Source organism: Neisseria sp. S1 (genome assembly GCF_048060015.1).
GTDB lineage: Bacteria > Pseudomonadota > Gammaproteobacteria > Burkholderiales > Neisseriaceae > Neisseria > Neisseria arctica.
Map to the genome: position 1 here is coordinate 22489 of NZ_JBLUPI010000002.1, position 20002 is coordinate 42490.

A 20002-nucleotide genomic window follows, 5' to 3' on the forward strand; every position below is an offset into this window, starting at 1 on the left:
AGAAAACCATGAATCTGAAAAACCGCCATTTCCTCAAGCTTCTTGATTTCACGGCAGATGAGATCCAATACCTGCTTGATTTGTCAACCGAACTCAAAGCCGCCAAAAAAGCCGGCCGGGAAGAACAAAAGCTGCGCGGCAAAAACATTGCCCTGATTTTTGAAAAAACCTCTACCCGTACCCGTTGTGCGTTTGAAGTCGCCGCTATGGATCAAGGTGCAGGCGTTACCTATCTCGAACCGGGCGGCAGCCAAATCGGCCACAAAGAAAGCATTAAAGATACCGCCCGCGTATTGGGACGGATGTACGACGGTATCGAATACCGCGGTTACGGACAAAGCATCGTAGAGGACTTGGCACGTTATGCCGGCGTCCCCGTATTCAACGGCCTTACCGATGAATTCCACCCTACCCAAATGTTGGCCGACGTACTGACCATGTGCGAACACTGCGCCAAGCCGCTCACACAAATTTCCTATGCTTATGTGGGTGACGCCCGTTCGAACATGGGCAACTCGCTGCTGCTAATCGGCGCGCTATTGGGTATGGATGTACGCATCGGCGCACCCAAAAATTTATGGCCGTCTGAAGAGCTGATCAAACACGCTCACGAATTGGCCGCATCCAGCGGCGCACGCGTTTTGCTCACGGAAAACCCGCAAGAAGCCGTGAACGGTGTTGATTTTATCCATACCGACGTTTGGGTCAGCATGGGCGAACCCGAGGCCGCATGGCAAGAACGCATCAAACTGCTTTCGCCTTTCCGCGTTACCCCCGAGCTGATGGCGGCCTCCGGCAACCCAAACGTTAAATTCATGCACTGCCTGCCCGCCTTCCATAACCGGGAAACCAAAGTAGGCGAATGGATTTACCAAACCTTCGGCTTGGATGGCGTAGAAGTAACCGAAGACGTATTCGAAAGCCCAGCCTCTATCGTTTTTGATCAGGCGGAAAACCGTATGCACACCATCAAAGCCGTATTGGTAGCCTTACTGGCCGACTAAAACCGCTAACGAAACAGGCCGTCTGAACACATTTTCAGACGGCCTCTCTGATTCCAGATTTTTTCCTGCAATTACCTCCATATCATGATTTTCCTGATTATCAGTATTTTATGCAGCGTATCCGTTTCAGTGCTTCTGAAAGTGGCACGCAGTAAGAAAATCGACATCGAACAAGCCGTAGCCGTCAACTATCTGGCCGCCATTGCCTTGTGTATGTGGCTGCTCCAACCCGATCTATCACAATGGCGTGCCTATCTGCCCACATGGTGGCTGTTTGCCGCATTGGGCGTGCTCTTACCCGCCGTATTTATCATCATGGGGCGTGCCGTACAACAGGTAGGCATTGTCAAATCAGATGCGGCACAACGGCTGTCTCTGTTTCTGCCGATTACCGCCTCATTTTTGATTTTCGGCGAAGAATTGTCGCCAAGCCGCCTTATTGGTATCTCGCTGGCTTTTGTCGCCCTATTTTGCCTACTATGGAAAAACGGCGGTGGCAAAAAATCGGGCAACTTCACCATGCAGGCGATGCTTTTACTGGGTGTATGGGCAGGCTATGGTTTGATAGACATATTATTCAAACAAGTCGCCAAAAGCGGTACGGCATTTTCCGGCAACCTACTGGTAGCCTTCTGCCTTGCCGCAGTTTTAATGTTCGGCTATCTGTTTTACAGAGGCAGCAAGTGGACGGCAGCAGGCATTACCGGCGGCCTACTTTTGGGCTGCCTGAATTTTGCCAATATCTGGTCGTATGTACGCGCCCACCAAGCCATGAGCGATAATCCGACTTTGGTATTTGCAGGAATGAATATCGGCGTGATTGTTTTGGGTACATTAGTCGGAGCAGTGGCTTTTAAAGAAAATCTGAGCCGCATCAATGCAGCCGGAATCGCCGTAGCCGTATGCGCCATCGGCTGCCTGTTTTATTGGCCCCAATTGGCAAAACTAATGGGTATTTGAATTAAGTACTTACTATCCAAACAATTAATGCCGTCTGAAAAATTTCAGACAGCATTTGAATATCCGGTATATAACACCCCAAAATAAAAAAACCCCGCATGGCTAATCCTTGCAGGCTTTTTTATTTTGATCGTATTGGCTCGCTTACTCTAGCGATACTTCAATATTATCAATCAAGCGGGTGCTGCCTAGGCGGGCGGCAGCCAATACGACTAAATGCTTATCTCCTGCATGGGCCACTTCGAGGCTTTCGGCATGGCGTACTTCGACATAATCCACCACCCAGCCCGCAGCCGCCAAATTATCGGTAGCCCGGCGTTCCAAATCGGCATAGGCAAGATTTCCTTGCACTATCGCTTCTGCTACGGCTTGCAGTTCCCGATAAAGATGCGGTGCTTCGGCACGTTCGGTTTCGCTCAGATATTGATTGCGGCTGGATAGGGCCAAGCCGTCGGCTGCACGGCCTGTATCAACGGGCGCGATTTCGATATTGAAATTCAAATCTTCTACCATGCCTTTGATTACAGCCAGCTGTTGGTAATCTTTTTTGCCGAAACAGGCCACGTCGGGGGTAACGATATTGAACAATTTGCTCACTACCGTTGCCACGCCTCTGAAATGGCCGGGGCGGAACTTGCCGCACAATTCGTTTTGCAGATGCGGTGGTTCGACATTATAACGTTGTGCAACACGGGGATAGAGTTCGCGCTCATCGGGAGCGAATACGACCGCTACGCCTGCATCTTTGAGTTTATCGGCATCTTGCTGCAAGGTACGCGGATAACGGTCGAAGTCTTCGCCTTGCCCGAACTGCAAACGGTTGACAAAAATGCTCACGACAACATTATCTGCGCGTTTGCGTGCTTCATGCACCAAGGCCAGATGGCCTTCGTGGAGATTGCCCATTGTCGGCACAAAAGCCACCCGCCCGGCAGTTTTGCGCCATGCGCGTAATTCTTGAATGGTATGGATGATTTGCATAGTTTTGTTTTAAAACGGCTTGAAAGAAACGGCCATAATAGTGGCGCAACTATGCCGCCAATGCAAGGCGGCAATACTTAACAGCTGTCCCATATATGTTTTCTATTTCTACTCGGATACGCTATTGGCTTGTTTCCAATCGTATTTCAGACGGCCTGAGTATTTTCGGGGCCGTCTGAAAAATTAGGGGTAAAAATCATACACTGTTTGCAACGGAGAAAACATTATGAGCCAAATGTATGCTCGGGGGCGGGGAATGTTTTGTTTTTAACCGCATCCACATAGGCTTTTACCGCTGCTTGAACACTGGTTTGCCCTTCCATAAAGTTACGCACGAATTTGGCGGTTTTGCCCGGGAAAATACCCAGCATATCGTGCATCACCAATACCTGTCCGTCGCAATCCACACCTGCTCCGATGCCGATGGTCGGACAGCGCAGTCGTTCGGTCACTTGTTTGCCCAAATCGGCAGGAACGCACTCCATCAGTACCACAGCGGCTCCCGCCTGCTCGTGTGCGACGGCGTCATTTAGCAAAGCCTGTGCTTTGTCACCCTTGCCCTGCACTTTATAACCGCCGAAAGCATGTACTGATTGCGGCGTGAGGCCGATATGGGCGCATACGGGAATACCGCGCAACTGTAAAAACTCGGTGGTTTCCGCCATCCAAACACCGCCTTCGAGTTTGACCATATGCGCACCCGCGGCCATCAATTCGGCGGCGGCGGCAAAAGCCTGTTCTTTGCTTTGCTGGTATGCGCCGAAAGGCAAGTCGCTCACAATCATGGCATTTTTCGTACCGCGCGCCACAGCGGCGGTGTGGTAGCACATATCGCGCAGGCTAACCGGCAAGGTAGATTGTTGTCCTTGAACCACCATGCCCAAAGAATCGCCGACCAAAAGCACATCTACGCCAGCTTCGTCCATCAAAGCGGCAAAACTGGCCTCATACGCCGTCAGCATGGCGATTTTTTCACCCTCTGCTTTCATTTTCTGCAGGGTATTGACTGTAATCATCTTAGTCTCTTTACAGATAAAATTTCGTTTCCGCTATATGGTTACAGCAGCCTTTGTTTTCAAGCGGCGGCAAACTGATAAACCCATATACCCCGCTGAAAATATTTCAGACGGCCTGAGCCGCACCCACGCCGTCTGAAAAATCTTTTTTCCGATCAATCTACTAGATTCAAATAATGACGGCTACCCTGCATATTGCTCATGGCACGCAACAGCATTTCAAAATGGTCGTCATTATCCGCAAAGTCCATTTCGTCTGCATTGGCAATCAGCAGCGGAGCATTTTGGTAGAGATGGAAAAAACGCCGGTATTCATCGTGAATCTGCTGTAAGTAACCGCTGGGAAAGAGATTCAACGTACCGTCGTTACGCTTTTGCAAGCGTTTATGTGCCAATTCGTCTGAAGTTTGCAGATAGACCACCAAATCGGGAACGGGAATTTCTGGCATCACTTTGTGTTTTACTTCCCAAAACAAAGTTTGCTCGTTACCCGGATCACTGCCTTTGAGTACCGTTGGTACAAAAATCTGGTCTTTCTCCAACAAAAAATCAGCCACGATACGGCCGTTACGCTCTTCTTCGGTATTGATGATTTCAACCGCTTCGGCTCGGCGCATGAGAAAGTACAGTTCGGTAGCCAGCCCGTGATTGGCCGCATTGAGATAAAACTGCTCGAGAAACGGGTTACGCTCCGGACTTTCGGTAAGATACAGCGCATCAAAATAAGCGGCCAAACGCTGGCTGAGCTCTGATTTGCCGCTTCCTATCGATCCTTCTACAACAATATAACGGTAATCCATACTGCCTTCCCTAAATAAAACCGCACGCTTCGACCTGTATTTCGGCCCTGGGCGTAGCTGATTTTTTGTTATGCCAACAATCTTATACCGCCGTTACCCAATGTCTCCGCCAACTCTGCCGCCGTACCGTGCATGCCCAAAGAATAATCTGGCGCAATTTCCGCCAAAGGCCGCATCACAAAACTACGCTCGTGTGCGCGGGGATGGGGCAAAATCAAACGCGGATGCTCACTTATTTCGCCCGCATAGTCGATAATATCCAAATCTAATGTCCGCGGGGCATTACGGAAAGTACGCTCTCTGCCGAAATCGGCCTCTATACCGTTCAAGGTATCCAACAATTCCATACCGCTTAAAGTGGTGGAAACCACGCAAACGGCATTCACAAAATCGGGTTGGTCGGTATAGCCTACCGGCTCGGTGACATAAAAAGAAGAAACCTTTTCCACTCGGATTTGCGAATGTGCAGTAAGGGCATCCAATGCACCGCGTAATTGTTCGGCGGGATTTTTCAGGTTACTGCCCAAAGCAATAACGGCTGTTTTTGACTCTTGCATAATTCAGACGGCCTCTTGTTTAGAATGGTCTGAACCACACCAAATAAAGAATACCCGCCAAACACAACATGCTGAGCGAATAGCCCGTATTGGCTTTGTTGCTGCGAGGAGGAGCTTTGAGAGTAACGATACCGATAGCGATATAGGCCAATAGCAACAGGATTTTTACACCCAACCAGTTTGCATTGCCGAACGGTGTCAAATGGGTGATTTTCATCAACCAAAGGCCGGTAAACAACAACAAAGTATCGTTAAGATGCGGCAATACTTTCAATATGTCCGCCAATGGTTTTTCAGGGCGTGCAAAACGCAGCCAAAAACGTAAGTTAAACAGTAAAATCGTGATTGCCACAAACAACATGTGACTGTGTTTTACAGCCAAATAAGACATTACGCCAAACTCCCAGTGTTTTTTCAGACGGCCTGAAGTTGAGACACACTAACAACAATTTATGCCGAAGCGGTTTTGATTAGCAGAAACTGCCAAATCAATCCCAAGCTTCAACGTTGTATTTTAAACGAAATAATTATTAATTTGTGAATTTTTCCACTGCCAACAAATAAGGCGGACGGTTTTGCCGATTGGTAAAGCCGTAACGTAAAACCGCATATTGCCGTTGCGGCAGTTGTGCCGCCCATGCTTCAACGGCTTCTGCTTCATACTGTCCGGCTTCATGACCCGGGTACAATGCCGCAACCAAGAGCCCGCCCTCTTTCAGCAAACCAAGTGTGGCAGACAGTGCGCTGATACTGGTTTGTGATTCTGTGGTCAGGCTTTTGTCGCCGCCCGGCAGCCATCCGAAATTGAATACCGCAGCATCCAGCGGTTCATGGATATGTCGTGCAACATGTTCGTGGCTGTCTGAAACCAAAACCACACGCTCCGCCACCCCTGCCGCCAATAAGCGGTTGCAGGTGTTTTCCAAAGCCTGAGCCTGTACATCAAACGCCCATACGCGCCCTGTCTCTCCCACAGCCTCGGCCAACACCAGCGTATCATGGCCGTTGCCCGCCGTACCGTCTAAGGCACGTCCGCCCTCACCAATGGCGGCACGTAACAGCTTGTGTGCAAACGGCAGGATATTGTCGAGATGCTTCATCGGCTTTGTCTTATAAACCCAACTCGCGCAGGAAACGCACGTCGTCGGCCCAACCGGATTTCACTTTCACCCATACTTTTAAGAAAACTTTGGTATCAAACAGTTTTTCCATATCCAACCGCGCTTCGGTCGAAATTTTCTTCAGCCGCTCGCCGCCTTTGCCGATTAAAATCGACTTTTGGCTGTCTTTATCCACCAAAACGGCGATATAAATCCGATACATGCCGCTTTCTTCTTCCTCAAACTGCTCTACCTCCACGTTCATGGCATAAGGCAGTTCCTCACCCAAATAGCGGAACAGTTTTTCACGAACAATCTCCATCGCCAAAAAGCGGCTGGATTTGTCGGTAACCATATCCTCGGGATACATCGGAATACTTTCGGGCAGAAACGGCTTGAGGGTTTCGAGCAGGTTTGCAATGCGCAGACCGTGTTTGGCACTCACCACCTCCACGCCTGCAAAATCAAACTCAGTACGCACATCGGCAATAAACGCATCCAATGCCAATTTGTCCTTGGCTTTGTCTTTATCTATCTTATTCACCACCAGCAAAACCGGTGTGCGCTTGGGCAATTGCTGCAATACGATGCGGTCGGCATCGCTAAAACGCATCGCCTCCACCACGAAAACGATTATGTCTACACCGCTGACGGCTTCGGTAACATTCAGATTCAGCCGGTCATTGAGCGCGTTACGGTGATGGGTTTGAAAACCCGGGGTATCAACAAACACAAATTGCGCCGTATCATCGGTATAGATACCGGTTACCTTATGGCGCGTGGTTTGTGCTTTTTTACTGGTAATGCTGATTTTTTGACCGATAAGGTGGTTCATTAATGTTGACTTACCGACATTCGGCCTGCCTACTATCGCCACGAAGCCACAGCGATAACCGTTGGCATCCGGAATTTGAAATTGGGTATCGTCCATATTCATAAAATGATTTTCCTGTTTCCAGACGGCATGCTCTCAAATCAAAGCCGTCTGAATCATAATTTTTTACTTTTCTTTGGTGAACGGTGCTGCTCAAGCCAAGCCAATGCTTCTTTTGCCGTACTTTGCTCTGCCGCCTTACGGCTGCCTGCCTCGGCGTAACAGATAAAACCAAGCTCGCCCAAATCGCAAGATACTCTGAAAATACTGTCGGCGCCTTCACCGGTTTGCTTTTCAATACGGTATTTTGGCAAAGCTAGGCGTTGCGCCTGCAAAAACTCCTGCAACAGAGTCTTGGCATCTTTACCTTGGTTTTTAAAATCTACTGTTTTCACCCGCTCGGCAAACAAACGGCGCACCACTTTCTCTGCGGCGGCAAAATCCGCATCAAAGCTGACGGCGGCAAACAAAGCCTCCAACGCATCGGCCAATATGGAGGGACGGTTGAAGCCGCCGCTTTTCAATTCGCCCACACCGAGAAACAAGGCATCGCCCAGTTTCATTTCTACGGCGATTTCCGCCAATACCGCTTCGTTCACCAAATTCGCTCTCAAGCGCGACAACTCACCCTCGCTTAATTTGGGAAAAGCATCAAATAGCATTTTGGCAACGGTATAATTCAAAATCGCATCGCCGATAAATTCGAAGCGTTCGTTATTGTTGGCTGAGAAGCTGCGGTGGGTCAACGCCCGTTCAAGCAAGGAGCGGTCGGAAAAACTATAACCCGCCTGCTTTTCAATACGGGCAAAATGGTTTTGCTGCAAAGTTCTGCGGTTCATAATGGCTGTAAAAATAAAAACATTAACCGGAACTGCTCTACAGCTCCGGTATAGATAGGCTGCTATTGTACCGCATTCACACCATACATAGCTGAGAAAATCACTTCGGCACCTACTCCCGTCCGATATGCAAACACACAAAACCAAGATTTATTCCAATCTCCCCTTCGCCCCCGTTTGCAAACAAAAGGCCGCCTGAAAATTTCAGACGGCCTTGATAACAAATAACGCTCTACATCACAAAACCGCTAAAGCAGCCGTATAGTCCGGCTCATGGGCGATTTCGGCAACCAGCTCGCTATGCAATACCCGATTGTTTTCATCCAGTACAACCACTGCACGGGCAGTCAAGCCTTGCAGCGCACCGGAAACCAAAGCCACACCGTAATTTTCGGGAAAATCACTACGGAATGTAGAGAGCATGGATACGTTTTCAATGCCTTCGGCACCGCAAAAACGTGCTTGGGCAAACGGTAGGTCGGCAGAGATACATAATACGGCCGTATTGGCCACAGCGGCTGCTTGTTCATTAAATGTCCGCACGGATTTGGCACATACACCGGTATCCACGCTCGGAAAAATATTCAGAATTTTGCGTTTACCGGCAAAATCAGCCAAGCTTTTTTGCGACAAATCCCCGGCAGTCAAACTGAAATCCGGCGCGGTTTGGCCTGCTTGTAAAAAGTTACCGGCCACTTCTACCGGTTTGCCCTGTAAGGTTACTTGAGACATGCTGTGATCCTTTCATCACGATATTAAACCGCTTTACACACAGGTAAAGCGGCAGGATAAACCGATACTTCGGTTTGGGTAAGCGCAAACAGTTTTTCCAACTGCAACTGCGCCTGATTTTGTGCGTGCTCCAAAATACCGGCTTTGCAGGCGCTGGTTAAAACCTGCCGCCTACCCTCTGCTTGTACGGTTTGGAAAACTGTTTTATCTACCGGATGCAAACCGAGCGAACCGGTTTTCAAATCATAAACTTCTATGTCGTCTAAATTCACACTTAAAATTTCTACCGGAGGCAAACTGATAATCACCTTGTTATCCACCACATTCACATGTTCGGGCGTCAGTTTGTTCAAATCCACTCCGGCCACCACCCGGCCCTTGGCCAGAAACAAACCTCGTTGCGCATCCTGCCACAAAGCATACCAATTGCCCTGCTTTTCGGTTTTGATAATCGTGTCGATATAAAACGCCGTACTTTCAAGACGGTTTAAGTCTTGAATCTGGGTAAGCACACCTTCGCGCGTTAATACCTTTGTATTTTCAGACGGCTTCAAAGCACCATAATGCAACCACATTGCATAAGCACCTGCTGCCAACAACACCGATACAGTCAAGCGAAATAAAATCTTCATCACTGATAAACAAGATAATTCAGTTGTTTAAGTTTTCTATATATGATCACACTGCGGCCGATTTCAACACCGCCGCCGTGTAAATTCGTGTATGGCACGAAAACGTTTACGATTCCTATCACCGCGCCTTGTCGGTAAAAATACCGCTCACCATATATGTACAAATAAGTTTGACCGATGTTACGCAGATACTTTGTTAAAGGCCGTCTGAAATATATTTCAGACGGCCTTTTTTTATCAAACGTATGTTTTTGAAATAGATATTTCATACGAAAGCAATAAAAAAGCCGCCCGAAATATTCAGACGGCCCCGATACAAACTACATCACATCCAACGTTTCAATACCCAACAAACCCAAACCCTGCTTCAGTGTTTCGCCCGTAAGTGCGGCCAATTGCAAGCGGCTGTTTCGCGTAGTTCCTTCGGCTTTTAGAATCGGGCAAGCCTCGTAGAAACGGCTGAACAAAGTTGCCACTTGGTAGAGATAGGCCGCCAAATAGTGTGGATTCAGCGTATCGGCCACGCTTTGCAACACGTCTTCAAATTTCAGCAGTTCAACGGCAAGCTGTTTTTCCAAAGGTTCGACCAACTCGGGCTTGGTATTTTCATCCCATTCACCCGCTTTACGGAATACGCTTTGTACACGGGTATAGGCATATTGCAAATAAGGTGCGGTATTGCCTTCGAAGCTGAGCATTTCATCCCAGTTGAATACATAATCGCTAAGGCGGTTTTTACTCAAATCGGCGTATTTTACCGCACCGATGCCGACTACTTGGCCTATTTGCGCAGCTTCTTCGTCACTTAAATTGGTATTTTTACTTTTTACCAAACCTGTTGCGCGTTCAACTGATTCGTCCAGCAAATCCACCAGCTTCACCGTATCACCGCTGCGGGTTTTAAACGGTTTGCCGTCTTGCCCCATCATGGTACCGAAACCGATAAACTCTGCCTTTACATTTTCAGGCAGATAGCCTGCCTTGCGCGAAGTGGCAAATAGTTGCTCGAAGTGTAGTTTTTGACGGGTATCCACCACATATAACAAACGGTCGGCTTTCAAGTTGCCTACACGGTAACGCACGCAGGCTAAATCGGTACTGGCATATAAAAAACCGCCGCCTTGTTTTTGCACGATAAACGCTGCCGGTTCGCCGTCTTTGTTTTTGAACTCGTCCAAAAACACGACTTTGGCACCTTCATCATCCACTGCTAGATTTTTCGCAACCAAATCATCCACAACGGTTTGCAAATCATCATTGTATTTAGATTCACCCGCCACATCCGCCGGCGTTAGCTTGAGCCCCAAAGTATCGTAAACGGCTTGGGCATGCTTAAGCGAAATCTCTACAAACTGCTTCCATAACGCCAATACGGTTTCATCACCGCCTTGCAGTTTCACCACATATTCACGGGCGGTATCGGCAAAAGCGGTATCTTCGTCAAAACGCACTTTCGCGGCACGGTAAAACTGCTCTAAATCGGCCAATTCAAACTCGGCATTTTCCTGTTTCTGCTCCACCATATAAGCCACCAGCATGCCGAATTGTGTTCCCCAATCGCCCACATGGTTTTGGGCAATCACCTTATGGCCAAGGTAAGACAATACGCGGTTGAGGCTGTCACCGATAATGCTTGAACGCAAATGGCCTACATGCATTTCTTTAGCCAAATTCGGAGAAGAATAATCAATCACTACTGTTTGCGGATCGGAACAGGGGCTGACGTTCAGATGGCAGTCTGAAAGTGCCGCATACACCTCTTCTGCCAAAAATCCGGCTTTCAGTCGCAAGTTGATAAAACCCGGGCCTGCAACTTCGGCAGACTCTATCACGCTGTTTTGCAATAATGCATCGGCAACTTTTTGGGCCAACTCGCGCGGGTTTTGCTTACTTTTTTTGGCCGCACCCATCACGCCGTTAATTTGAAAATCTCCGAAATCGGCATTTTTTGCAGGTTGCAATACGATCGGCTCACCGCCGATACCTGCCGTGTTAAAAGCTGCTTCTACATGCTTTGCTACAGTCTGATGTAATTTCATTATGTATCCGTCTTAATATCATTATGCCGTCTGAAAAATGGCTGCCGCCGAAATGATCGGCGGCAATCTGTCGAACGGCTGAAATTTATATTCGCCGAAAATCGGGCTTTATTTAATCAATCGGCCAAAAGATGCAATGCCTCACGATATTTGGCTACGGTTTTTTCCACCACATCTTCCGGCACTTTGGGAGCGGGAGCCTGTTTGTTCCAGCCGCTTTGCAACAACCAATCACGCACGAACTGTTTGTCGAAAGACGGCGGATTGCTGCCCATACGGTATTGATCGGCAGGCCAAAAGCGGCTGGAATCAGGAGTCAAAACCTCATCCATTAGGGTTAACGTACCATTTTCGTCCAAGCCGAATTCAAATTTGGTATCGCAAATAATAATACCCCTTGTTTTGGCATATTCTGCGGCTTCCGTATAAAGCTGAATGGCTTTGGCACGAACTTCCTCCGCCAACTCTTTACCGATAATGGCCTCACACTCTTCAAAACTGATGTTTTCATCATGGTCGCCCACCGCCGCCTTGGTAGACGGAGTAAAAATCACCTCAGGCAACTGCTGCGCCTCTTGCAAACCTTCCGGCAATTTGATGCCGCATACTGCTCCTGTTTGCTGGTAATCTTTCCAACCGCTTCCGGCCAGATAACCGCGAACAATCGCTTCAACTTTCACCGGTTCGAGTTTTTTGGCTACTACAGCACGCTTTTCCAACAATTTCGCTTCCGATTCGGGTAATACATCATAAACCGTCTCCCCCGTGAAATGGTTAGGCATTATATGGCCGAGTTTCTGGAACCAGAAATTGGAAATTTGGGTAAGAATCTCACCTTTGCCGGGAATAGGATCATCTAAAATAACGTCAAAAGCAGACAAACGGTCTGAAGCAACCATCAGCATACGCTTGTCATCTATTTCATAAAGATCCCGCACCTTACCTGAATAAATTTTTTTCAGACTGATTTCACTCATGGCTACCCTACCCGGAAAATTGAATTCAAGCGCGTATTTTACTTGATTTTAAGACGATTGGCACACCGACTTAAGGAGATGCCTTACACCCATGATATTACTATAATCATTTTATCAGAAACCATACCCTGCTTTTTCCCAATCAGAATTCCCTATAATATAATCAACACAGCATTAATTCATACCCGATCAAACAGGCCGTCTGAAATTTTCAGACGGCCTGTTGGCAAGCTCCGTAGCCCGAATATAAAAAACCGCCCGAATCATCGGGCGGTTAAGCATTACTGCACAGTATTCATACTAAATTATACGATACCATGGGTTTGCAGTTGGTTTTGGATAGCGTTGCTGTCCCAAGTGGTGTTGCTTGAAGTGAATACGAAGCTTTCCACTTTATTATCAGCACCTGAGAACCAATCAGAAATGGTCAGGCTATCATTGGTCGGGTTATTTTTGAAGTTGATAACCAAGTCGTTACCGTCGGCTTTGAACAACAAATCTGAAGCCTTGATGTCAGAACCAAATTTCAGCACGTCGTTACCACCATTATCAACGATGGTGTCGTGGCCATAGCAGAAGTCGTAGAAGTAGGTGTCGTTACCCAAACCGCCGTTCAGAACGTCATCGTCCGAACCGCCATCCAGGTAATCGTTACCATTACCACCGATCAGAGTGTCTTCACCACCTTTGCCATACAAGGTATCGTTACCGTCACCGCCATTCAACACGTTATTACCTGCATTACCGGTGATTACGTTGTCCAGAGAGTTACCGGTACCGTTCAAGTTAGAATCAGTCAGCAAGGTCAGATTTTCAACATGATCAGGCAAGGTGTAGTCAATAACGCTGTAAACCAAATCGGTACCTTGGTTTTCAAACTCTTTAACCACATCACCGGGTTGATGTACAACATAAACATCATTACCGTAACCGCCCAGCATGATATCGTCACCAGGACCGCCATTGAGGTAGTCGTTACCATCGCTGCCTTGCAGGTAGTCTTTGCCATTACCGCCGTACAAAGAATCGCCGCCCGGGCCGCCGATAATAGTATCGTTACCGTCGCCACCGTAAATCACATCGGGGCCGCCTGCGCCGAAAATAACATCTTCGCCGTCAGTACCGGTAATGGTGTCTTTTTCTTCAGAACCCCAGTAATAACCGTTTTCATCGGCATTCATGTCGGAAACATGCAGAACATTACCCGGATTGGTATCAGTACCACCGTATTGGTTGCTTGGGTTCGGATCAACATCTGAGCAGTCTACGCAAGGCTTGGCAGGCTCAGGCTTAGGTTCCGGTTTCGGCTCGGGTTTTGGTTCCGGCTTAGGTTCCGGTTTCGGCTCGGGTTTCGGTTCCGGCTTAGGTTCAGGTTTAGGACAATCGGGAGTTGTCGGTTTTGGTTCGGGCTTCGGAGTAACAGTAGCCTTCGGATAGCACCAGTAAACAGGATTAAGGATTTTAATCAGGCTCGAGAAAGAAAAGCACAAAGCAGGTTTTACAATCGGTTTAATTACCACGCTGCATTTGCTGCCCCAAGTGCTTCCCGTGCTCCAGCTTCCACTGGTACCGCAACTGGTTGAGCCGTAGTATTTAGAGCCGCTGTAGCTATAGCCACCATAGCTATAAGATTTCCCGCCGTAGCAGGCCGTACCGTAATAATAAGTCATCATTTACTCCAAGGTTATCCACATCATGCAAGGTTTCAGGCAGAATACTTTTCCCGCCTGAGCTAAAGGGCGGCAAAAAAACAACCACCCTAATGACTTACATTCTAGTGCGACTCAAGATGTCGATAGCATAGAGCCGGAACAACGGTATTTAATCAAGATGAACGGCAATAATATGTATTTTTTTCATCTTTTAAAGCATAAAATACTGTATATTATTAAAATAACAGTTACAAAAGTTACAAACTATATTAATACATAACCTCTTTTACCATATTACATAAAATCCTTCACTTCTCTAACAGATGCATGCCTATCTTGCCGTCTGAAGTGATACTCAAATAACCGCCTTTGCCGTTTTCCCAATCTTGCAGCACATAACGATGCACACTGCCTTCTTCTGTCTCGTGAACATGTACTGCCGGGCGGTGGGTATGACCGTGAATCAATACCTCAATACCTTTACCTCGATGTTGGCTCAACAAAGCTTGAATACCGGCTTCAGTGGCATCAGAGATTTCGCTTTTACCGTCTTCGGCTTTTTTGATTTCGCTCATCATACGTATTTGCCCGGCCAACATACGGCGTTCTGCCAAGGACTTGGTCAAAACGGCAGCCTGCCACATCGGATTACGCGATTGCAGACGGAATTGCTGGTATGCCAAATCATCCGTACATAATTCATCGCCGTGTACCAATAAATAAGGTTTACCGTAAATCTCAGCTATATACTGCTCAGGCAACATCTGTACGCCACTTTTCTCGGCAAAAGCATTACCCAATAAAAAATCGCGGTTACCATGCTGGATAAATACGGGTGTTTCGGCAGTAAAATCTACCAAAGCCTGAACAACACTATTGATAAACGGGTTCTCGTCATCGTCTCCTACCCAAACATCGAAAAAATCGCCAAGGATATAGAGCGCGTCGATTTTGCCTCGCCATTCTGCCAAAGAGTGAAAAAACAATTTGTTTAATTCCGGCACATCTGCGGAAAGGTGCAAGTCGGAAATAAAAATGGTTTGTGTATTCATATATTTCATTATTTTCTAAAAAATGATTCGTAATCGACAATCTGAAAGCCGGCATGATAATGGCCATTCATATCGGCTATGGGACGTTTGATTAAACTGGGTTGGTCTACCATTAAAGCAATGGCGGCATCATGGTTTTCTACTGATACCTTCTGTGCTTCATCAAGCTTTCTCCAAGTGGTACCACGCTTATTTAATAATACTTCCATTGGAATATCTGCCAACCATTTCTCAATTAAAGCCTTATCCAGCGGCGTCTTTTTGAAATCAATAAATTCATAGGCCACTTGGTTTTCTTCTAACCAGCGCCGGGCTTTTTTGACCGTATCGCAATTCGGAATGCCGTAAATTTTTATCATGATTTCCAAATCAATTTTATTAAAAGAACCCAATTGTACGTTTTCGCAACATAGTTGTCATGCTTCAAATATATGGCAACATAAAATTTAGCAAGTAAAAAATTTGGAAGACTATCTAAAAAAAGTTATGCTTATTTTAATAAACACCTTTGCTTTGATAGAAGGCATTCAAAAACAGCAGGAGAACTACCGATATGAAAAAAGCCATCATCACCGCTATTGCCGCTGCCGCCATGCTTACCGCATGCGGCGATAAAAATTCCGCCAGTAATACGCAATTTAAAAAATCGATTGAACGATACGCAGGGCAAAATCGTTTTTGTCTGCCTTTGAGCCTGGATATCCAATCACCGGAAAATGGCAGCAGCTCCGGTATCATGTTGGGCGAACCTGTAATTAAAATTGCCGAACAAAACCGAAACGGCCAGGAAATCAATGAAAATAATCTCAAACAAATGCGTCTGCTAACCAATGAAGGATTTTACGAACGCCAAAAAACCGAAATTACCGAAGACGGAGATGAAAACATACGTACGCAAGTTTTCCAACTTACCGAAAAAGGCAATAGACAAGTTCGCCCCAGCTCCCATGGCCCGTTGTTTTGCTTAGGTGTCCAAACGGTCGACAAGATCAATTGGTACACCGAACCGACACCTTCAAACGGTGTAACAGTTTCACAAGTTTCCTACGAAGCGGAATTCAAACCTGAAAGTTGGGCCCGCAAGCTGATCAAACAAGGCGGCGACAGTTGGGCCGATATTGAGAAAACACGTACTCAAAGCGCTACGCTTATGCAAACCAATGATGGTTGGCGCGATGTTCGCGAGTTACAATAAATAATACGCCAGATAATCAAAAGCACCCTTAAAGGGTGCTTTTTTACTACCTAATTCCAATCTACCCTCTGCCGTGCAAAAAAGACAAAGCCGCTAAAAAATGCTATGCTTGGCCTTTAGCTATTATTAAATTCGACGCAATGAAAAAGCTTCTGATTGCCATCTCGGCCACCATCATCATCCTTTTGGCAGTGCTGTTTTTAGGTCTGCCTTACTATTTAGGTACAAAAGCCGAAGAAAGCCTCAACGAACAACAAAAAATACTCGCCCAATCAGGCTTTCTAACCGTCGAATCCCATAATTATGAACGGGGCTGGTTCAGCGCTACCGAAACTACAGTTATCCGGCTGAAACCTTCTTTGCTCCACAATACCCAGCAATATTTACCCGAGAATTTAAAAACCGTACTGAACGAGCCCATTACGCTCGTCAACCATATCCAACATGGCCCCTTTGCCGGCGGCCTGACTCCCGTTCGGGCACGCGTGGAAACCGAGTTCAAATACAACCCGGAAACAGAAAAAGTATTGGCGCGCTTTTTCGGCAATCAGGCGCCAGTAAGTATGAGCAATACTGTTTACTTAAGCGGTTCGGGCAATATCAGTTTCAAAGTCCCCGCTTTCGACTATGAAGAGCTTTCCGGTATCAAACTGGATTGGAAAGGTTTGAGCGGCAATACTGCCTACACCAAAGGCTTCGACAGCTATAATAATGATTACACCGCTCCCTTCCTTCATATCAAATTAGCCGACAAAGGCGATGTAGTACTGCAAAATCTGAATATCCATACCGAAACCAAAGACGGTGGCAACCGTCTGGCATTGGGCAGCAGCAGTTTCAAATTGGATAAATTCTCCATCCAATGGAAAGAAGGCATCGACTATAACGTCAAATTAAACGAACTGGTCAACTTGGTAACCAACCTGCAAATCGGCGCCTTTATCAATCCCACCGGCACAATCGCACCTTCAAAAATAGAAGTCGACAAACTAAGCTTCGACACGCAAACCGATGAAGCGGGAGAATGGATCAACAGTAAAGGCCGCTTCCAATTTGCCAACCTCACCTACGGCGACGAAAAATACGGTCCTCTTGATATTGATGTTGCGGCAGAACACCTCGATGCCAAAGGCTTGCTGGCCGTTAAAAACAAACTTACCGAATTAGCTGCACGCGAATTAAGCGAAGAGCAGATTCGTGCGGAACTGCTGCAAACCGTCAAAACCGATGCAGCCGGTCTGTTTACTCAAAATCCGGTATTAAAAATCAATACATTCGCCTTTACCATGCCGCAAGGAAAAGTAGACGTGAAAGGCGAGCTTCGCTTTAACGGCCTGCTGGCAGCCGATTTAAATGACTTTTCCGCTATGATGAGAAAAACACAGGCACAATTTGATATGAACGTGCCCCAAAAACTGTTGGAACAAATCGCCATCAACCAAGCAAGCAACCTCTTTAGCGTGAACCCCGAAGATTTGGCAGAAGGCCGCGCCAGCTTGGACGATATCAATGAAACTCTCCGCCTGATGGTAGACAGCACCGTACAATCGATGCAGCGTGAAAATTATCTCACCCTCGATAACGGCATCATCCGTACCCGCATAGATTTGGCTGACAACCAACTCAAGCTCAACGGTAAAATATTTGAAAGCGAGCCGGAACCTGAGTTTACCGAAGCCGATATGTTGCCTGAATCAAACATACCGGATCAGGCGGCTTCGGAGCCTGAAACCATTCCCGACAGCGCAAGCGCACCTTAAAGAATATAATTCTTAGCAAATCAGGCCGTCTGAAAATTTTTCAGACGGCCTGATTTCATATGCAAGGAATAAATCAAAATGAATTTCCCCTATCCCAAAAAATTGCCGTAACCACCAATTCCGAAAGTACTCATTCAATAAACAAATTAAATTCCATAAGCATAAATTCGTAAGCCGATAGCCTTTCGGAAAGCAGCACATATCAATATGTTGCACCAGAGGAGTAGTAACCCACAATAGCTACCCCCGCCAAAATCTATTTCATTTTTTTGATTTATTTAACCTTTTTCATCCAAAAGAGACTTTTAGGCCGTCTGAAAAAGGCGTAGAATCAAAACCACTTATCTGACACAAGCCGCCTTTGGGCGGCTTAACGCTTTCATTACTATATTATCCATCATGACAAATACGGTTTCCACCCCTACCCTTACCGACAAACAAATGGCTCTGCTGCTTGCCCTTCTGGTCGCCATTATGCCTTTCTCGGTAGATGCCTATCTTCCTGCTATTCCCACCATGGCAGCACAACTGGGCGCAGATATCCACCGTATCGAACAAAGCCTCAGCTCTTTTATGTTTGGTGTGGCTGCAGGGCAGCTTATCGGCGGCTCTTTGTCCGACTTAAAAGGCCGCCGTATTGTAGCCTTATCGGGCTTAGCAATATATTTGGCAGGCGCTGTCGGCTTGGTTTTCATACAAACCGCAGGAGAGCTCTTTTTTCTACGTATGGTTCAAGCCTTCGGTGCCGGTATGGCGGTTGTGGTAGTAGGCGCAATCGTACGGGATTACTACGAAGGACGCCAAGCAGCACAGATGTTTGCACTTATCGGCATTATCATGATGGTCGCCCCGCTGGCAGCCCCTATGCTCGGAGCACTATTAAAAAGCTTGGGCGGCTGGCGGGCTATTTTTATTTTTCTCTCCGTGTACGCTTGTGCGGTATGGGGATTGCTGTTTCGTTTTTTAGCCAAGCCGGCACAAACCGAACCCATTGGCCGCTCGGTCTTCCAAACCGTGATCAGGCGGTATCTGCATGTCTTACGTACACGTTCTGCTTTGGGTTTTCTATTTTTCCAAGCATTCAGTTTTTCCTCGATGTTTGTCTTTCTCACCGAATCTTCATTCGTTTATATGAAGCTTTACGGCATTTCCGCCCACCAATATGCTTGGTTTTTTGGTATGAACATCATTACCATGGCCGCATTTAACCGCATTACGGCTTGGCGTTTGAAAACAGGCAGTCATGCTCAAAATATTTTGAAATGGGGTATCGCCATTCAATTTTTGGCCAATCTGCTGATGCTTTCCGCCGTTTTATTGACAAAACAACCGCATATGGCATTTTTGGTAGGTTGTATTATGTTATCTGTCGGTACGCAAGGCTTGATTAATGCCAATACCCAGGCCTGCTTTATGAGCTATTTCAAAGAAGAAGGCGGCAGTGCCAATGCCGTATTGGGCGTCTGCCAATCGTTGATTGCGGCAGCCGTCGGTATACTGACTACCTGGATGCACAATGGTACGCCGCTGACCATGGCCGGTATGATGCTGCTCTCTACCATATGCGGTATGGTTTTACTGTGGCTGTTTTCCGGCAAAGTTTTATTTGGCAACCGATCGCTTGCTTAAGCCCGCAAGATAGATTTATTTTTGATACTGCGTATCGGTTAGATGCCATACTTTTACCCGAAAGGCCGCCTGAAAGTTATATTTTCAGACGGCCTTTCTTTAATGTTAAAATAAGCGGGCGTTATATACGAAAATAAAAAGTTAACGCACTGGATATGCCGATATCGGACAGCAAAAACACATGGGCTGTTTTCTATTTTGCC

The 20002-nt window shown here is 46.9% G+C and carries 20 protein-coding genes; 5 read left to right on the plus strand and 15 right to left on the minus strand.

All coding sequences use genetic code 11. The features are described 5' to 3' along the window. Positions 1-8 precede the first annotated feature (8 nt). Together ACEPPX_RS01760 and ACEPPX_RS01765 are read left to right on the plus strand one after the other, a co-directional pair. Positions 9-1004 carry an ornithine carbamoyltransferase gene (locus tag ACEPPX_RS01760; RefSeq protein ID WP_047760326.1) on the plus strand — a complete coding sequence of 332 codons (996 nt, stop codon included), beginning with the start codon at positions 9-11 and terminating at the stop codon, positions 1002-1004. An 84-nt stretch (positions 1005-1088) separates the two neighbouring features. After that, positions 1089-1964 (plus strand): EamA family transporter, encoded by an 876-nt coding sequence (locus tag ACEPPX_RS01765; protein ID WP_416622706.1) that lies wholly within the window; start codon positions 1089-1091, stop codon positions 1962-1964. Positions 1965-2108: 144 nt separating this feature from the next. Here the strand turns inward: ACEPPX_RS01765 and panC are convergent, their stop codons facing one another. The 15 genes from panC to ACEPPX_RS01840 all read right to left on the minus strand — a co-directional run bounded on the left by panC (position 2109) and on the right by ACEPPX_RS01840 (position 15574). Further along, positions 2109-2945 carry a pantoate--beta-alanine ligase gene (gene panC / locus ACEPPX_RS01770; protein WP_416622707.1) on the minus strand — a complete coding sequence of 279 codons (837 nt, stop codon included), beginning with the start codon at positions 2943-2945 and terminating at the stop codon, positions 2109-2111. Between the two features lie 224 nt (positions 2946-3169). After that, positions 3170-3961 (minus strand): 3-methyl-2-oxobutanoate hydroxymethyltransferase, encoded by a 792-nt coding sequence (gene panB, locus ACEPPX_RS01775; protein WP_047760329.1) that lies wholly within the window; start codon positions 3959-3961, stop codon positions 3170-3172. Between the two features lie 155 nt (positions 3962-4116). Then, the gene (locus ACEPPX_RS01780) at positions 4117-4761 is read right to left on the minus strand and encodes a deoxynucleoside kinase (protein ID WP_047760330.1); all 645 of its coding nucleotides are present in this window, start codon (positions 4759-4761) and stop codon (positions 4117-4119) included. Between the two features lie 68 nt (positions 4762-4829). Further along, on the minus strand, positions 4830-5318 hold the full coding sequence (gene folK / locus ACEPPX_RS01785; protein WP_416622708.1) for a 2-amino-4-hydroxy-6-hydroxymethyldihydropteridine diphosphokinase: 489 nt from the start codon (positions 5316-5318) through the stop codon (positions 4830-4832). A 19-nt stretch (positions 5319-5337) separates the two neighbouring features. Continuing rightward, positions 5338-5709 carry a SirB2 family protein gene (locus tag ACEPPX_RS01790; protein ID WP_416622709.1) on the minus strand — a complete coding sequence of 124 codons (372 nt, stop codon included), beginning with the start codon at positions 5707-5709 and terminating at the stop codon, positions 5338-5340. A 139-nt stretch (positions 5710-5848) separates the two neighbouring features. After that, entirely contained in the window at positions 5849-6418 is a 570-nt protein-coding gene (locus ACEPPX_RS01795; protein ID WP_416622710.1) for a class I SAM-dependent methyltransferase, read from the minus strand. A gap of 10 nt (positions 6419-6428) precedes the next feature. Next, a complete protein-coding gene (era, locus tag ACEPPX_RS01800) occupies positions 6429-7355 on the minus strand; it encodes a GTPase Era (protein WP_416622711.1) in 927 nt (308 codons plus the stop codon). A 53-nt stretch (positions 7356-7408) separates the two neighbouring features. Beyond that, a complete protein-coding gene (gene rnc / locus ACEPPX_RS01805) occupies positions 7409-8131 on the minus strand; it encodes a ribonuclease III (RefSeq protein ID WP_416622712.1) in 723 nt (240 codons plus the stop codon). A gap of 237 nt (positions 8132-8368) precedes the next feature. Next, complete coding sequence (gene tpx / locus ACEPPX_RS01810) at positions 8369-8863, minus strand: thiol peroxidase (RefSeq protein WP_416622713.1); 495 nt, start codon at positions 8861-8863, stop codon at positions 8369-8371. 23 nt (positions 8864-8886) lie between these two features. Next, positions 8887-9495 carry a DUF4230 domain-containing protein gene (locus tag ACEPPX_RS01815; protein WP_416622714.1) on the minus strand — a complete coding sequence of 203 codons (609 nt, stop codon included), beginning with the start codon at positions 9493-9495 and terminating at the stop codon, positions 8887-8889. A gap of 320 nt (positions 9496-9815) precedes the next feature. Next, on the minus strand, positions 9816-11534 hold the full coding sequence (argS, locus tag ACEPPX_RS01820; protein WP_416622715.1) for an arginine--tRNA ligase: 1719 nt from the start codon (positions 11532-11534) through the stop codon (positions 9816-9818). Positions 11535-11650: 116 nt separating this feature from the next. Further along, on the minus strand, positions 11651-12511 hold the full coding sequence (locus tag ACEPPX_RS01825) for a phosphoribosylaminoimidazolesuccinocarboxamide synthase (RefSeq protein WP_416622716.1): 861 nt from the start codon (positions 12509-12511) through the stop codon (positions 11651-11653). 305 nt (positions 12512-12816) lie between these two features. Beyond that, positions 12817-14184 carry a calcium-binding protein gene (locus tag ACEPPX_RS01830; RefSeq protein ID WP_416622717.1) on the minus strand — a complete coding sequence of 456 codons (1368 nt, stop codon included), beginning with the start codon at positions 14182-14184 and terminating at the stop codon, positions 12817-12819. Between the two features lie 287 nt (positions 14185-14471). Further along, on the minus strand, positions 14472-15215 hold the full coding sequence (locus ACEPPX_RS01835; protein WP_416622718.1) for a UDP-2,3-diacylglucosamine diphosphatase: 744 nt from the start codon (positions 15213-15215) through the stop codon (positions 14472-14474). A gap of 8 nt (positions 15216-15223) precedes the next feature. Then, positions 15224-15574 carry an ArsC family reductase gene (locus ACEPPX_RS01840; protein WP_416622719.1) on the minus strand — a complete coding sequence of 117 codons (351 nt, stop codon included), beginning with the start codon at positions 15572-15574 and terminating at the stop codon, positions 15224-15226. Between the two features lie 194 nt (positions 15575-15768). Between ACEPPX_RS01840 and ACEPPX_RS01845 the strand changes: the two genes are divergently transcribed. The 3 genes from ACEPPX_RS01845 to ACEPPX_RS01855 all read left to right on the plus strand — a co-directional run bounded on the left by ACEPPX_RS01845 (position 15769) and on the right by ACEPPX_RS01855 (position 19799). Then, a complete protein-coding gene (locus ACEPPX_RS01845; protein WP_416622720.1) occupies positions 15769-16410 on the plus strand; it encodes a hypothetical protein in 642 nt (213 codons plus the stop codon). A 140-nt stretch (positions 16411-16550) separates the two neighbouring features. Next, complete coding sequence (locus ACEPPX_RS01850) at positions 16551-18170, plus strand: YdgA family protein (RefSeq protein WP_416622721.1); 1620 nt, start codon at positions 16551-16553, stop codon at positions 18168-18170. 399 nt (positions 18171-18569) lie between these two features. Further along, positions 18570-19799 (plus strand): multidrug effflux MFS transporter, encoded by a 1230-nt coding sequence (locus ACEPPX_RS01855; protein ID WP_416622722.1) that lies wholly within the window; start codon positions 18570-18572, stop codon positions 19797-19799. Positions 19800-20002 lie beyond the last annotated feature (203 nt).

Bases quoted from the DNA above. Each gene is read 5' to 3' on its own strand.
- ACEPPX_RS01815 (WP_416622714.1), bottom strand. From the start codon at position 9,495: ATGAAGATTTTATTTCGCTTGACTGTATCGGTGTTGTTGGCAGCAGGT.
- ACEPPX_RS01795 (WP_416622710.1), bottom strand. From the start codon at position 6,418: ATGAAGCATCTCGACAATATCCTGCCGTTTGCACACAAGCTGTTACGT.
- ACEPPX_RS01850 (WP_416622721.1), top strand. From the start codon at position 16,551: ATGAAAAAGCTTCTGATTGCCATCTCGGCCACCATCATCATCCTTTTG.
- ACEPPX_RS01825 (WP_416622716.1), bottom strand. From the start codon at position 12,511: ATGAGTGAAATCAGTCTGAAAAAAATTTATTCAGGTAAGGTGCGGGAT.
- ACEPPX_RS01840 (WP_416622719.1), bottom strand. From the start codon at position 15,574: ATGATAAAAATTTACGGCATTCCGAATTGCGATACGGTCAAAAAAGCC.
- ACEPPX_RS01835 (WP_416622718.1), bottom strand. From the start codon at position 15,215: ATGAATACACAAACCATTTTTATTTCCGACTTGCACCTTTCCGCAGAT.
- rnc (WP_416622712.1), bottom strand. From the start codon at position 8,131: ATGAACCGCAGAACTTTGCAGCAAAACCATTTTGCCCGTATTGAAAAG.
- ACEPPX_RS01830 (WP_416622717.1), bottom strand. From the start codon at position 14,184: ATGATGACTTATTATTACGGTACGGCCTGCTACGGCGGGAAATCTTAT.
- tpx (WP_416622713.1), bottom strand. From the start codon at position 8,863: ATGTCTCAAGTAACCTTACAGGGCAAACCGGTAGAAGTGGCCGGTAAC.
- era (WP_416622711.1), bottom strand. From the start codon at position 7,355: ATGAATATGGACGATACCCAATTTCAAATTCCGGATGCCAACGGTTAT.
- argS (WP_416622715.1), bottom strand. From the start codon at position 11,534: ATGAAATTACATCAGACTGTAGCAAAGCATGTAGAAGCAGCTTTTAAC.
- panC (WP_416622707.1), bottom strand. From the start codon at position 2,945: ATGCAAATCATCCATACCATTCAAGAATTACGCGCATGGCGCAAAACT.
- ACEPPX_RS01760 (WP_047760326.1), top strand. From the start codon at position 9: ATGAATCTGAAAAACCGCCATTTCCTCAAGCTTCTTGATTTCACGGCA.
- ACEPPX_RS01790 (WP_416622709.1), bottom strand. From the start codon at position 5,709: ATGTCTTATTTGGCTGTAAAACACAGTCACATGTTGTTTGTGGCAATC.
- ACEPPX_RS01765 (WP_416622706.1), top strand. From the start codon at position 1,089: ATGATTTTCCTGATTATCAGTATTTTATGCAGCGTATCCGTTTCAGTG.
- folK (WP_416622708.1), bottom strand. From the start codon at position 5,318: ATGCAAGAGTCAAAAACAGCCGTTATTGCTTTGGGCAGTAACCTGAAA.
- ACEPPX_RS01780 (WP_047760330.1), bottom strand. From the start codon at position 4,761: ATGGATTACCGTTATATTGTTGTAGAAGGATCGATAGGAAGCGGCAAA.
- ACEPPX_RS01855 (WP_416622722.1), top strand. From the start codon at position 18,570: ATGACAAATACGGTTTCCACCCCTACCCTTACCGACAAACAAATGGCT.
- ACEPPX_RS01845 (WP_416622720.1), top strand. From the start codon at position 15,769: ATGAAAAAAGCCATCATCACCGCTATTGCCGCTGCCGCCATGCTTACC.
- panB (WP_047760329.1), bottom strand. From the start codon at position 3,961: ATGATTACAGTCAATACCCTGCAGAAAATGAAAGCAGAGGGTGAAAAA.